The organism is Pseudomonas citronellolis, from assembly GCF_900112375.1.
Taxonomy (GTDB): Bacteria; Pseudomonadota; Gammaproteobacteria; order Pseudomonadales; family Pseudomonadaceae; genus Pseudomonas; species Pseudomonas citronellolis.
Genome location: NZ_FOLS01000006.1, coordinates 108,826 through 122,028, shown reverse-complemented (window position 1 = coordinate 122,028; position 13,203 = coordinate 108,826). Strand labels below are relative to the sequence as shown.

The 13,203-nt window shown below is 65.6% G+C and carries 11 protein-coding genes; 8 read left to right on the top strand and 3 right to left on the bottom strand.

What is annotated here, in order from left to right; translation table 11 throughout:
- The first annotated feature begins 46 nt into the window (after nt 1-46).
- The 3 genes from BM060_RS07840 to BM060_RS07830 all read left to right on the top strand — a co-directional run bounded on the left by BM060_RS07840 (nt 47) and on the right by BM060_RS07830 (nt 3,310).
- Nucleotides 47-2,170: a TonB-dependent copper receptor gene (locus BM060_RS07840; RefSeq protein ID WP_074978948.1), complete on the top strand. Its 2,124-nt coding sequence runs from the start codon at nt 47-49 to the stop codon at nt 2,168-2,170.
- Between the two features lie 117 nt (nt 2,171-2,287).
- The gene (locus BM060_RS07835; RefSeq protein WP_074978946.1) at nt 2,288-2,800 is read left to right on the top strand and encodes a copper chaperone PCu(A)C; all 513 of its coding nucleotides are present in this window, start codon (nt 2,288-2,290) and stop codon (nt 2,798-2,800) included.
- A 102-nt stretch (nt 2,801-2,902) separates the two neighbouring features.
- A complete protein-coding gene (locus BM060_RS07830) occupies nt 2,903-3,310 on the top strand; it encodes a DUF6491 family protein (RefSeq protein WP_074978944.1) in 408 nt (135 codons plus the stop codon).
- Between the two features lie 3 nt (nt 3,311-3,313).
- Here the strand turns inward: BM060_RS07830 and BM060_RS07825 are convergent, their stop codons facing one another.
- Entirely contained in the window at nt 3,314-4,150 is an 837-nt protein-coding gene (locus BM060_RS07825) for a M23 family metallopeptidase (RefSeq protein ID WP_074978941.1), read from the bottom strand.
- A gap of 328 nt (nt 4,151-4,478) precedes the next feature.
- The gene (gene xseA, locus BM060_RS07820) at nt 4,479-5,858 is read right to left on the bottom strand and encodes an exodeoxyribonuclease VII large subunit (RefSeq protein ID WP_009616194.1); all 1,380 of its coding nucleotides are present in this window, start codon (nt 5,856-5,858) and stop codon (nt 4,479-4,481) included.
- Nucleotides 5,859-5,995: 137 nt separating this feature from the next.
- On the opposite strand from xseA, the gene guaB reads away from it, so the two are divergent.
- The 5 genes from guaB to BM060_RS32285 all read left to right on the top strand — a co-directional run bounded on the left by guaB (nt 5,996) and on the right by BM060_RS32285 (nt 12,354).
- Entirely contained in the window at nt 5,996-7,465 is a 1,470-nt protein-coding gene (gene guaB / locus BM060_RS07815) for an IMP dehydrogenase (RefSeq protein ID WP_009616195.1), read from the top strand.
- Between the two features lie 101 nt (nt 7,466-7,566).
- On the top strand, nt 7,567-9,147 hold the full coding sequence (guaA, locus tag BM060_RS07810; RefSeq protein ID WP_009616196.1) for a glutamine-hydrolyzing GMP synthase: 1,581 nt from the start codon (nt 7,567-7,569) through the stop codon (nt 9,145-9,147).
- Between the two features lie 495 nt (nt 9,148-9,642).
- The gene (locus BM060_RS07805; protein ID WP_245323014.1) at nt 9,643-10,473 is read left to right on the top strand and encodes a type IV toxin-antitoxin system AbiEi family antitoxin domain-containing protein; all 831 of its coding nucleotides are present in this window, start codon (nt 9,643-9,645) and stop codon (nt 10,471-10,473) included.
- Nucleotides 10,457-11,404 (top strand): nucleotidyl transferase AbiEii/AbiGii toxin family protein, encoded by a 948-nt coding sequence (locus BM060_RS07800; RefSeq protein ID WP_074978938.1) that lies wholly within the window; start codon nt 10,457-10,459, stop codon nt 11,402-11,404. Before BM060_RS07805 ends, BM060_RS07800 begins: the two co-directional genes overlap by 17 nt.
- A 116-nt stretch (nt 11,405-11,520) precedes the next feature.
- The gene (locus BM060_RS32285; protein WP_135499965.1) at nt 11,521-12,354 is read left to right on the top strand and encodes a hypothetical protein; all 834 of its coding nucleotides are present in this window, start codon (nt 11,521-11,523) and stop codon (nt 12,352-12,354) included.
- Nucleotides 12,355-12,413: 59 nt separating this feature from the next.
- On the opposite strand, the gene BM060_RS07795 is transcribed toward BM060_RS32285, so the two are convergent.
- Nucleotides 12,414-13,199 (bottom strand): crotonase/enoyl-CoA hydratase family protein, encoded by a 786-nt coding sequence (locus BM060_RS07795; protein ID WP_074978936.1) that lies wholly within the window; start codon nt 13,197-13,199, stop codon nt 12,414-12,416.
- Between the last annotated feature and the right edge of the window lie 4 nt (nt 13,200-13,203).

Here is a 13,203-nt window from a genome sequence, read left to right as displayed (position 1 = left end):
CCGTGCGCGTCCGCCGCGCCTGGCCAGAAGAACATCGTCATCGATCATGGAATTTCGCATGTCCAGACTCTTCCTGCGCGGGCGCGTTCGCCCGGCGCGCCTGCGCACCCTTTGCGCACTCACCGCCCTCGGCGGCATCGTCGGCCTGACCCCGTCCGTACGCGCCGACGAGACCGACGACCCACACGCCGGCCACCACGCCATCGAACTGCAACCCAGTGTCATCACCGCGGTGGCGCAGAGTTCGCCGCTGACCGTGGTCACCGACCCGAAGCAGGCGCGCCAGCCGATCCCGGCCAGCGACGGCGCCGACTACCTGAAGACCATCCCCGGCTTCTCCGCCATCCGCAACGGCGGCAGCAATGGCGACCCGGTGCTGCGCGGCATGTTCGGCTCGCGGCTGAACATCCTCACCAACGGCGGCGTGATGCTCGGCGCCTGCCCGGCGCGGATGGACGCGCCCACTTCCTATATATCGCCGGAGACCTACGACCGGCTCACCGTGGTCAAGGGCCCGGAAACCGTGATCTGGGGCCCCGGCGCCTCGGCCGGGACCATCCGCTTCGACCGCGATCCGGAGCGCTTCGGCGAACTGGGTACGCGGATAAACGGCAGCCTGGTGGCCGGCTCCAACGGCCGCTTCGACCGCGTGCTGGACGCCGCCGCCGGCGGCCCCGAGGGCTACCTGCGCTTCACCGGCAACCGCTCGCAGTCCGACGACTACGAGGACGGCGGCGGCAACACCGTGCCCTCGCGCTGGAACAAGTGGAACGGCGACGTCGCCCTGGGCTGGACGCCGGACGCCGACACCCTGGTCGAGCTGACCGCCGGCAAGGGCGACGGCGAGGCGCGCTACGCCGGGCGCGGCATGGACGGCTCGCAGTTCAAGCGCGAGAGCCTGGGCCTGCGCTTCGAGAAATCCAACCTCGGCGGCGTGCTCGACAAGCTGGAGGCGCAGGTCTACTACAACTACGCCGACCACGTGATGGACAACTACAGCCTGCGCACGCCCTCGGGCACCGGCATGATGGCCGGGCCCATGGCCTCCAACGTCGACCGCCGCACCCTCGGCGGGCGCCTGGCGGCCACCTGGCGCTGGGACGACTTCAAGCTGGTCTCCGGCGTCGACGCCCTGAGCAGCGAACACCGCCAGCGCAGCGCCATGGGCATCGGCGCCTACGACGAAGTGCCGTGGAACAAGGACGCGGTCTTCCACGACTACGGCGCCTTCGGCGAGCTGACCTGGTATGCCGCCGAGCGCGACCGGGTGATCGCCGGCGCGCGGCTGGACCGCGCCTCGGCCAAGGACTACCGGCAGACCACCGGCTCGGGAATGACGACGCGGCCCAACCCCACGGCCGACGACACCCGCGCCGACACCCTGCCCAGCGGCTTCCTGCGCTACGAGCACGACCTGGCCGACTCGCCCACCACGCTCTACGCCGGCCTCGGCCACGTGCAGCGCTTCCCCGACTATTGGGAGCTGTTTTCCCCGAACATGGGGCCGGCCGGCTCGGCCAACGCCTTCGACGCCATCAAGCCGGAGAAGACCACCCAGCTCGATTTCGGCGCCCAGTACGAGGGCGAGAAGCTCAAGGCCTGGGCTTCGGGCTACGTCGGCGAGATCCGCGACTACATCCTGTTCACCTACACCAGCGGCGGCATGATGGGTGCAACGTCCCAGGCGACCAACGTGGACGCCCGCATCATGGGTGGTGAGCTGGGCGCGGCCTACCAGTTGACGCCGAACTGGAAGACCGACGCCACCCTGGCCTACGCCTGGGGCAAGAACACCAGCGACGACCGCGCGCTGCCGCAGATGCCGCCGCTGGAAACCCGCCTGGGCCTGACCTACGAGCAGGGCGACTGGAGCGCCGGCGCCCTGTGGCGCCTGGTGGCGAAGCAGGGGCGGGTGGCCGAGGGGCAGGGCAACGTGGTCGGCAAGGACTTCGACGAGAGCGCCGGCTTCGGCGTCTTCTCGCTCAACGCCGCGTACCGCGTGAACAAGCACTTCAAGGTCAGCACCGGCGTCGACAACCTGTTCGACAAGGACTACGCCGAGCACCTCAACCTCGCCGGCAACGCCGGCTTCGGCTACCCGGCGAACGACCCCCAGGCGATCCGCGAACCGGGCCGTACGCTCTGGACCAAGGTGGACTTCAGCTTCTGAGCCCCGGCGGCCGCGGTCGCCGGTATGAGCGGGGGCGCCCAGCAGCTATGCTGACCGAGCCCCCGGCGAAGCCGCCCGCTCGACGGGCGGCCCATGAGATCGTTAGGAGTTTCCAACATGCGCAAGACCCTCCTGGCCCTGGCGGCCATGCTGTCCTTCTCCACTCCGCTGCTGGCCCACGAATACAAGGCCGGCGACCTCGATGTCGAGCACCCCTGGTCGCTGCTGCTGCCGGCCAACTCGGAGAACGGCGCGGCCTATTTCGTCGTGCACAACCACGGCAAGGCGGCCGACCGCCTGCTCGGCGCCGACACCGAGCGCGCGGCCAGCGCCGAGGTCCACGAGCACCAGATGAAGGACGGCATGATGAAGATGCAGAAGGTCGACGGCGTGGACATCCCCGCCGGCGGCACCGTCACCTTCGCCCCGGGCCACTACCACCTGATGCTGTTCGGCCTGAAGAAGCCGCTGGCCGACGGCGAGCGCTTCCCGCTGACGCTGCACTTCCAGCAGGCCGGCGACCTCAAGGTCGAGGTGCAGGTGCAGAAACAGGCGCCCGAGGCGGGTGAGCACGGCATGTCCGGCCACGATATGTCGGGTCACGACATGCCCGGGATGAAGATGAACTGACCGTCCGGCCGGCCGCGCGCCGGCCTTTTCCCAGGGTGGGAAAATGGAGCCGGGCCGGTTTCGGCTCGACATGGGCCACCCATCCGTGGCCGGGAGGTGAGCATGCGCAATGTCCGCAGTGCCGCCATGCTGGCGGTTGCCGTCCTGCTGGCCGCCTGCAGCCAGTCCGGGCTGCGCAACGACGAGCTGCCCCTCGACCAGCATCTGGAACGCCTCGGCTACCGCCAGGGCGAGACGGTCAAGTCGATCCCGGTGTGGGAAACCCAGGGCTGGGAATACCTCGACAAAGGCCACATCGTTCTCGGCCATGCGCCCGGCCGGCGCTACCTGGTGGCCTTCTCCTCGCCCTGCGACAACCTGTCGTTCAGCAACCGCCTGAACATCAGCAGCACGGTAGGGGCGGTGACCAAGCTCGACCGCATCCTCTCGTATGACTCGACCGGTATCCCCGAGCCTTGTCTGATCGGCGAACTCTACCGTCTGGAGCGCATTCCCACCCGGGCGGAATGAACCTCAGGGCTTGAAGGCGCCGATGAAGATCGCCGGATCGACGCGGGCGTCGTTGAGGCTGACGTTCCAGTGCATGTGCGGCCCGGTGGCGCGGCCGGTGGCGCCGACGCGGCCGACCACGCCGCCGCGCGGCACCTGGTCGCCGAGCTTCACGTCGATTTTCGACATATGGCAGAACATGCTGATGAAGCCCTGGCCGTGGTCGACGAACACGGTGTTGCCGTTGAAGAAGTAGTTGCCGATCAGGATCACCTTGCCCGCCGCCGGGGCCTTGATCGGCGTGCCGGCGGGCACCGCGAAGTCCAGCCCGGAGTGTGGGTTGCGCTCCTCGCCATTGAAGAAACGGCGCAGGCCGAAGGGGCTGGAGAGCGGGCCGTTGACCGGCTTGTCCAGCACCAGGTTGCTCGGCGTGCCGGGGCTGAAGCTGCGGTAGGCGGCGGTCTGCTCGGCCAGTTCGCGGTTGATGCGCTTGAGGTCCTCGGGCAGCGGGTTGACCTGGCGGGTGTTCTTCAGGGTGATGCGCTGTTCGCGATAGTGCTTGCTGCCGACCTGGAACGGCAGGCTGCGGCTGGCGCCGGCCTGTTTCACCTGCAACTGCTGCTGGCCCGGCTTGACGCTGAGTGGGATGCCGACCACGGCGATCCAGTCGCGGCCTTCCTCGCGCACCACCAGCACCGGCTTGCCCTGGTAGCTGGCGCTCGGCGCCGGCCCCGCGCTGCCCAGCTGGACCACGGCGACGCCGCCGGGCACCGGCTTGTTCAGGGTACGGCTGATGAAACCCTCGGCATGGGCGGGCAGGGAGAGAAGGGTGGCGAACAGCAGGCAGAAGACGCGGAACATGGGCTTTCCGTAAATCCGGTAAAGCCGGCAGTCTACATGGCACGAACGTCGGGCGTGTAACCGTTGGCGGTTATTCATCAGTCCCTGTAGGAGCAACTGTCTTGCCGGCTGCGCCGGGGTGATGGGTATCGCTCCGCTCAACGCCATCCTACGGGGCAATCTTGCGCCGGAGGGCTCTTCGTAGGATGGGTTGAGCCTGCGAAACCCATGCGGTCGTGGTGATGGGTATCGCTTCGCTCAACACCATCCTACGAAGAGCCGTGCTTCCTGGAAACGTAGGAGCGGACTCCGTCCGCGATTTCGGCGCATGTCACAGCCAAGGCCCAGGTCAGTCCAGCAGCGAGAGGGTGACCGGGGCCTGGTGGTTGTCTTCCACCCGCACTTCTAGTTGGCCTTCGCCCAGTTTCGCGGTCAGGCGCTGGCCGGGCTGGGCCTGGGCGGCGCGGCGGATGGCCTGGCCACGTTCGTCGAGGAGGATGCTGTAGCCGCGCCCGAGGGTCGCCAGCGGGCTGACGATGTGCAGGCTCTGGGCCAGGCCGTCGAGGCGCTGGCGGCGCTCGCGGAGGATCGCCCGGGTGGCGTGGGGCAGGCGCGCGGCCAGGCTGTCGAGCTTCTGCCGCAGCAGCGCCAGGGCGCGGCCCGGGTGCTGTGCCTGCAGGCGTGTCTGCAGGCGGCCGATGCGTTCCTGGCGCACCTGCAGCTGGCGCTCGAAGGCGCGGCGCAGGCGCATGTCCAGGTCGTCCAGGCGCTGGGCCTGCTGGCGCAGGCGCTCGCCGGGGTGGCGCAGGCGCCGGGCGGTGCCTTCCAGGCGCAGGCGCTCGCGGGTCAGGCGGTCCTGGATGCGCAGGATCAGCCGGCGGCGCAGGCCGTCCAGGCGCTGCTGCAGGTCGCCGGCGTGCGGCGCCAGCAACTCGGCGGCGGCCGAGGGCGTGGGCGCGCGGACGTCGGCGACGAAATCGCTGATGGAAACGTCGGTCTCGTGGCCCACGGCGCTGACCACCGGCGTGGCGCAGGCGGCGATGGCGCGGGCCACGACTTCCTCGTTGAAGCACCAGAGGTCCTCCAGCGAGCCGCCGCCGCGGGCCAGGATGATGGCGTCGAAGCCGCGCGCATCGGCCAGCTTCAGGGCGCGGACGATCTGCGCGGTGGCCTCGCGGCCCTGCACCGCGGTGGGCACCAGGGTCAGCTCGACCTGCGGCGCGCGGCGGCGGAACACGCTGATGATGTCGCGGATCACCGCGCCGGTGGGCGAGCTGACGATGCCGATGCGCCGCGGATGGGCCGGCAGCGGCCGCTTGCGTTCGGCGGCGAACAGGCCCTCGGCGGCGAGCTTCTGCTTCAGCGCCTCGAAGGCCAGGCGCAGGGCGCCGTCGCCGGCCGGTTCGACGGCGTCGGCGATCAGTTGGTAGTCGCCGCGGCCCTCGAACAGCGAGACCTTGCCGCGCACCTTGACCGCCAGGCCGTCGCGCAGGGCCTGGCGCACGCGCAGGGCGTGCTGGCGGAACAGCGCGCAGCGCACCTGGGCGTTGCCGTCCTTCAGAGTGAAATAGATGTGCCCGGAAGCGGGGCGGGCGAGGTTGGATATCTCGCCTTCCACCCACACCTGCGGGAACACGTCCTCCAGGAGCTGGCGGGCGCGCTGGTTGAGCTGGCTGACGGTCAGCACCTCGCGGTCGAGGCCCAGCCGTTGGAAAGGGTCATTGAACATGGCGCTGGATGATAAGCCCGGGGCCTTGCCGAGGGCCAGCGCGAAACCCGCGAATCCAGCGGTCGGGCGCGTTGAGCCCGAGCGTGAAGCTGGGGTATAATGCCGCGCTTCCATTTTCCCGTGTGGGAGCCCTCGCCATGCTGCGCATCAGCCAAGAAGCCCTGACGTTCGACGACGTCCTCCTCATCCCCGGTTACTCCGAGGTCCTGCCCAAGGACGTGAGTCTGAAGACTCGCCTGACCCGGGGCATCGAACTGAACATCCCGCTGGTGTCCGCCGCCATGGATACCGTGACCGAATCCCGCCTGGCGATCGCCATGGCGCAGGAAGGCGGTATCGGCATCATCCACAAGAACATGGGCATCGAGCAGCAGGCTGCCGAGGTGCGCAAGGTCAAGAAGCACGAGACCGCCATCGTTCGCGACCCGGTCACCGTGACGCCCTCGACCAAGATCATCGAGCTGCTGCAGATCGCCCGCGAATACGGCTTCTCCGGCTTCCCGGTGGTGGAAGAGGGCGAGCTGGTGGGCATCGTCACCGGCCGCGACCTGCGCGTGAAGCCGAACGTCGGCGACAGCGTGGCGGCGATCATGACGCCCAAGGACAAGCTGATCACCGCCCGCGAAGGCACCGCCCTGGAAGAGATCAAGGCCAAGCTGTACGAGAACCGCATCGAGAAGATGCTGGTGGTCGACGAACAGTTCCGCCTCACCGGCCTGGTCACCTTCCGTGACATCGAGAAGGCCAAGACCTACCCGCTGGCCTCCAAGGACGAGCAGGGCCGCCTGCGCGTCGGCGCCGCCGTCGGCACCGGCGCCGATACCGCCGAGCGCGTCGCCGCGCTGGTCGCCGCCGGCGTCGACGTAGTGGTGGTGGACACCGCCCACGGCCACTCCAAGGGCGTGATCGATCGCGTGCGCTGGGTGAAGGAAACCTTCCCGCAGGTCCAGGTGATCGGCGGCAACATCGCCACCGGCGAAGCCGCCAAGGCGCTGGCCGACGCCGGCGCCGACGCGGTCAAGGTCGGCATCGGCCCGGGCTCCATCTGCACCACCCGCATCGTCGCCGGCGTGGGCGTGCCGCAGATCTCGGCCATCGCCAACGTCGCCGCCGCCCTCGAAGGCACCGGCGTCCCGCTGATCGCCGATGGCGGCATCCGCTTCTCCGGCGACCTGGCCAAGGCCATGGTGGCTGGCGCCTACTGCGTGATGATGGGCTCCATGTTCGCCGGTACCGAAGAGGCTCCGGGCGAGATCGAGCTGTTCCAGGGCCGTTCCTATAAGTCCTACCGCGGCATGGGTTCCCTGGGGGCGATGGCCGGCGCCACCGGTTCCTCCGACCGCTACTTCCAGGACGCCTCCGCCGGCGCCGAGAAGCTGGTCCCCGAGGGCATCGAAGGCCGCGTCCCGTACAAGGGCCAGCTGACCGCCATCGTCCACCAACTGATGGGCGGCCTGCGCGCCGCCATGGGTTACACCGGCAGCGCCGACATCCAGGACATGCGCACCCGGCCGCAGTTCGTGCGCATCACCGGCGCCGGCATGGCCGAGTCCCACGTGCATGACGTGCAGATCACCAAGGAAGCGCCGAACTACCGCGTCGGCTAAACCGCTCTTTCGCTGGAGGCTGGAGGCTGGAGGCTGGACGAGATTGCTCTTTCGTTCAGCCTTCAGCCTTCAGCCTTCAGCCATTTCCCCAGGGGAAGAAAATGGCCCATCAAGATATCCACGCTCACCGGATCCTGATCCTCGACTTCGGTTCCCAGTACACCCAGCTGATCGCCCGCCGCGTGCGCGAGATCGGCGTGTACTGCGAAATCCACCCGTTCGACATGAGCGACGACGACATCCGCGCCTTCGCCCCGCGCGGCATCATCCTGGCCGGCGGCCCGGAGTCGGTGCACGAGCTGGACAGCCCGCGGGCGCCCAAGGCGGTGTTCGACCTGAACGTGCCGCTGTTCGGCATCTGCTACGGCATGCAGACCATGGCCGAGCAGCTGGGCGGCAAGGTGCAGGGTTCGGACCTGCGCGAGTTCGGCTACGCCCGTGTCGACGTGGTCGGCAAGGCGCGCCTGCTGGACGGCATCGAGGACCACGTCGATGAAGACGGCGTGCTCGGCCTCGACGTGTGGATGAGCCACGGCGACAAGGTCACCGACATCCCCGAGGGCTTCCACATCCTCGCCAGCACCCCGAGCTGCCCGATCGCCGCCATGGCCGACGACGCCCGCGGCTACTACGGCGTGCAGTTCCACCCGGAAGTGACCCACACCAAGCAGGGCGGCCGCATCCTCTCGCGCTTCGTGCTGGACATCTGCGGCTGCGAAGCCCTGTGGACGCCGTCGAACATCGTCAACGACGCCATCGCCACCGTGCGCGCCCAGGTGGGCAACGCCAAGGTGCTGCTGGGCCTGTCCGGAGGCGTCGACTCCTCGGTGGTCGCGGCCCTGCTGCACAAGGCCATCGGCGACCAGCTGACCTGCGTCTTCGTCGACAACGGCCTGCTGCGCCTGCACGAGGGCGACCAGGTGATGGCCATGTTCGCCGAGAACATGGGCGTCAAGGTGATCCGCGCCAACGCCGAAGACAAGTTCCTCGGCCGCCTGGCCGGCGTCGCCGACCCGGAAGAGAAGCGCAAGATCATCGGCCGCACCTTCATCGAGGTCTTCGACGAGGAAGCCACCAAGCTGCAGGACGTGAAGTTCCTCGCCCAGGGCACCATCTACCCCGACGTGATCGAGTCGGCCGGCGCCAAGACCGGCAAGGCCCACGTGATCAAGTCGCACCACAACGTCGGCGGCCTGCCCGAAGACATGCAGTTCGAACTGGTCGAGCCGCTGCGCGAGCTGTTCAAGGACGAAGTGCGCAAGATCGGCCTGGAACTGGGCCTGCCCTACGACATGGTCTACCGCCACCCGTTCCCGGGCCCGGGCCTGGGCGTGCGCATCCTCGGCGAAGTGAAGAAGGAATACGCCGACCTGCTGCGCCGCGCCGACCACATCTTCATCGAAGAGCTGCGCAACTTCGACTGGTACCACAAGACCAGCCAGGCCTTCGTGGTGTTCCAGCCGGTGAAATCCGTCGGCGTGGTCGGCGACGGCCGCCGCTACGCCTGGGTCGTGGCCCTGCGCGCGGTGGAAACCATCGACTTCATGACCGCCCGCTGGGCGCACCTGCCCTACGAGCTGCTGGAGAAGGTCAGCAACCGCATCATCAACGAGATCGAAGGCATCTCCCGCGTCACCTACGACGTGTCGAGCAAGCCGCCGGCGACCATCGAGTGGGAGTGAGTTAGCCTCCCTTCGGGGCTATCACTAATGCTTGAAAGCCTGCCGTAGCATATTGATCAATTGGGAGATATGTTACGGCGGCTGTCGGTGCTGCCGCCTGCCAGCGGAACGGGCTGGTGGTTGAAGCGGTAATTCAGGATCCTCTCGTTCACTCCCCCACTCTTGACGGTAAAAGTCTTCTTGGAAAGCTTGCTTCATGCGGCTTTCCTTTCATCGGCCGGCTCTTGGCCCCTGACGGTAGAAGCCGTTACGAACCGTCACCTTCCTTTACGATTATCGTCTCAATGAGCGCCGGAACCCTGGCTGTCGGCATCAGGGCCTGCCGATATTTCTCTCGCCCTGGCCACGAAAGGTCGATGGCATGGTGTTCTCCTGTGCATCTGTTGCAGCTGGGCGGTGTTGGGTTTACCGTTCAAAGAAAAAGATCAATATCAGTGGTCTTTTTTGTCTTTCGTTAAACCGCTTCGATCTTGAAAGGTTTATAAAAACTGTATTTTGAGCACTATAAGTGATCAAAAGTCAGGAAAGCTGAACCTGCTGCTGACTGAGCTAAGTGATACGCGGCTTATCTCGAGTCGCTGGTTGCGGGCCCACGGCTATTCCAACAGCCTCGTCGCGCGCTATGTGAGCAGCGGCTGGCTGGTGTCGCCAGTACGCGGCGTGTATATGCGCAAGGGCGGCCGCCTGCAATGGGAGGGTGTGGTTCGCAGCATACAGGTTGGGGAAGGCATGCCTTTGCATGTCGGCGGCCGTTTCGCTTTGAGCCTGCAGGGGCATGAGCACTACCTGCGCTTGGGCGATGCCGGAACCATCACGCTATATGGGCCGGAACGGCCACCAGGTTGGCTCGGCAAGCTGCCACTGGCGCAGCGTTTCGAGTTCCTGGGCAGGGGAGTTTTCGATCTACCGCCCTTGTCGTTCACCGTGGCGGTGTCCGAGAAGACTCTATCCGAGCAAGGGCTGGCCTGGTACCGGGCTGCGCCGGGCGCCGATTCCCTGGTCTGCTCTACGCCCGAGCGGGCCATGCTGGAGCTGTGCGATGGCGTTGCGGACGCAGCGTTGGTCTATGAAGCCGATGCGTTGATGCAGGCCATGACAACGCTGCGGCCACAGCGGGTCAGCTCGTTGTTGCGTCACTGCTGCAGCATCAAGGCCAAACGGGTGTTCCTGGCGTTGGCCGAGCGCCATCGGCATGCGTGGCTGTCGCACGTTTCACTGGATGGCGTAGATCTGGGGCGAGGAAAGCGTGCGCTGGTGCCCGGTGGGAGATTGCATCCGACTTACCAGATCACCTTGCCGGAAGACCTCGATGAACACTTGGCTTGAGCATTTGGACCAGCGCTATACCGACCGTGTGCGGCTCTTGGTCGAGATACTGCCAGTGCTGGAGCAGGAGCCGCGCTTTGCGCTCAAGGGCGGTACGGCCATCAATCTGTTCGAGCACGACCTGCCACGCTTGTCGGTGGACATCGATTTAGCCTGGTTGCCGGTGCATGACTATGCCGAAGATGCAAAGCTGATCGCGGAAGCGCTCGGGCGACTGGCCGATGTACTGCGTGCCCATCCCCTGCGGCTGCAGGTACAGGAGGCGGCTGGGGAGGGCGCTGGTGTCACGCGACTGGTGGCCAGTCGCGGCCGTGCGCGCGTGCAGATCGAGACGACGCCGGTTATGCGTGGCACGGTGCACCCTCCGCGGAAAATGGTGGTGCGCCCGAGAGTCGAGGAGGCATTCGGCTTCGCCTCGGTGCAGGTGCTGAACTTTGCCGACCTCTACGCCGGTAAGCTGGCTGCCGCGTTGTCGAGGCAGCATCCACGCGATCTTTTCGATATCGGCCTGCTGCTTGAAGACGAACGAGCGGATCAGATGCTCTGGCGAACTTTTCTCGTCTACCTGAGCTGTAGTCCCAAACCTGCTTGGGAGATGCTGGCGCCTCGCGTGCCAGCAGATTTCTCGGCGACCTTCGAAGCGCATTTCAAAGGCATGACGGCTGAGCCTATTGAGGCCAGAGCCTTGCTGGACATCCATGAGCGCCTGCTGACGCGCGTAGCCGGTTGGCTGGATGAGTCGTCGTGTGCGTTCCTGCTATCCATCGAGGATCAGCAGCCGGATTTCGATCTGATCGGGCTTGCGCAGGCAGCTGATTTGCCGGCTGTGCGGCGCAAGCTGTACAACCTGGCCCAGCGCACCGATGCCAAGCGGCTGGCGGATCGGAAGCTGCTGGAGGAAACGCTGGGTCGGATCCTTGGTGCCAGATGAGGTGAGGTGTTTACGTGATTCACGATTTCATATTTATTTGTCGCTGTTAGTGATGAATCGTGGGTCGCTGTAATTGGTCGGCGGTTGCCGAGGGACATAATTTAGTCGAGAAGTCTATGCGCCAGCATTCCACTTTGGTCGAAAGCGATAAAGATAAAATTATCGATAGGTTGAGGGACGATTTATGGATGTTGCGGAGTAATCTGATACATCTCCTCCCTTACGAGACGGCGCAAATATTGAGCAGTTATCATGGCTGCCTTTCGCGAAAGGATACCTATCAATGGCTTGACAAAATTTCTGAGAAAATTATTGCATATGCGCAGCCCCTAGAAACAAAAGCGTCCGGATGGGGTAGTCGGACAAACTGTCCTTTGTGTGGTCGTGGTGCCGACTCTCCATACCAGGAGGGGTTTGCTTTGCCCGAAGGGCTACGTCGCCATCTGGTGGGTTATGGAAATACACATCAATGCTTGTTCACGGAAGTGGCGGAATATTTAGCAAGGGACCATTGGAGAGACAAGTTTGCTGAAAGCGAGAGGCTGGAGCGCGAGGCGGAGCAGAAGGCGCTTGTTGAGCGACGAAGCAAGGAGGTGCTGTATCAACTCGATCCATTTGATGGCGGCCATTTGCTGGATGAGGGGATTTCGTACGGAGAGAAACCTCGTCATGCCGAGGACCTAGATTGGGTAGAGTCCCGTTTGCACTTCTTGGGGATGGAGAAGAAAATCAACGGGAATATACAAGGCTGGGTCGATGATCGTGAGACTTTTGTTGTCTATGCGGACGTGCGTTCGGCAGGGCGCATAAATTTTTCAGTATGGAAGAAGCCTCTACCTAAACGTCCTCCGTCAAATACGTATCGCTATAGGCTTGGATATTTCTATTTGCTAGATAATTGGAAAAATAATCTGAAGTCCAAGTACGAGTCTAGGCTGCCGAATACTTGATCTTTGCTGGCTGAGATCGTTAAGGACGTGGGCTTGCCTTGAGCAAGCCCGTCGTCGTTTCAGCGGCCGACGAAGTTCGCCTCGCGGCGTTCGAGGAAGGAGGCGACGCCTTCCTTGACGTCCTCGCTGCCCATCAGCGGTTGCAGGTCCGGCAGCAGGCGGCGGGCGGCTTCCGTCTCGCCTTCGGCCAGGGCCAGGCGCGCGCTGGCCAGGGTGGCGCGCACGCCCAGCGGGGCTTGGCGGGCGATGCGTTCGGCTATGGCCAGGGCTGCGGCGAATTCCTCGCCGGGGGCCGTCACTTCCTGCACCAGGCCCATGCGCTGGGCTTCCCGGGCGTCGAATTCGTCGCCGGTGAGCAGGTAGCGCATGGTGTTGCCCCAGCCGATGTTCTGCACGAAGCGGATGGTCGCGCCGCCCACGGCATAGATGCCGCGCTTGACCTCGATCTGGCCGAAGCGGGCATCTTCCGCGGCGATGCGCACGTCGGCGGCCAGCATCAGTTCCAGGGCGGCGGTGAAGCAGACGCCGCGGGCGGCGACCACGATCGGCTTGGCCACCCGCCGAGCCGGGTCCAGGCCGAAGGGGTCGCAGGCGCCTGGAGGCAGTTCGGGGAAGCGGCCGCTGGCGAACTGCGGGCCCCACTTGTCCAGCTCCAGGCCGGCGCAGAAGTGCTTGCCTTCGCCGTAGAGCAGGCCGCAGCGCAGTTCGTCGTCGCGTTGCAGTTCACCGTAGGCGTCGGCCAGCGCCAGGTACAGCTCCACGTCCATGGCGTTGTACTTCTCCGGGCGGTTCAGCCCGATGCAGAGCACATGGCCCTTGCGTTCCACCTTCAGTTTCTGGCTCATGCCT

What these genes read in the sequence shown, in the direction of transcription:
- BM060_RS07835 (WP_074978946.1), top strand. Translation starts at nt 2,288, where the DNA reads ATGCGCAAGACCCTCCTGGCCCTGGCGGCCATGCTGTCCTTCTCCACT.
- BM060_RS32285 (WP_135499965.1), top strand. Translation starts at nt 11,521, where the DNA reads ATGCGCCAGCATTCCACTTTGGTCGAAAGCGATAAAGATAAAATTATC.
- BM060_RS07830 (WP_074978944.1), top strand. Translation starts at nt 2,903, where the DNA reads ATGCGCAATGTCCGCAGTGCCGCCATGCTGGCGGTTGCCGTCCTGCTG.
- xseA (WP_009616194.1), bottom strand. Translation starts at nt 5,858, where the DNA reads ATGTTCAATGACCCTTTCCAACGGCTGGGCCTCGACCGCGAGGTGCTG.
- BM060_RS07825 (WP_074978941.1), bottom strand. Translation starts at nt 4,150, where the DNA reads ATGTTCCGCGTCTTCTGCCTGCTGTTCGCCACCCTTCTCTCCCTGCCC.
- guaB (WP_009616195.1), top strand. Translation starts at nt 5,996, where the DNA reads ATGCTGCGCATCAGCCAAGAAGCCCTGACGTTCGACGACGTCCTCCTC.
- BM060_RS07800 (WP_074978938.1), top strand. Translation starts at nt 10,457, where the DNA reads ATGAACACTTGGCTTGAGCATTTGGACCAGCGCTATACCGACCGTGTG.
- BM060_RS07795 (WP_074978936.1), bottom strand. Translation starts at nt 13,199, where the DNA reads ATGAGCCAGAAACTGAAGGTGGAACGCAAGGGCCATGTGCTCTGCATC.
- guaA (WP_009616196.1), top strand. Translation starts at nt 7,567, where the DNA reads ATGGCCCATCAAGATATCCACGCTCACCGGATCCTGATCCTCGACTTC.
- BM060_RS07840 (WP_074978948.1), top strand. Translation starts at nt 47, where the DNA reads ATGGAATTTCGCATGTCCAGACTCTTCCTGCGCGGGCGCGTTCGCCCG.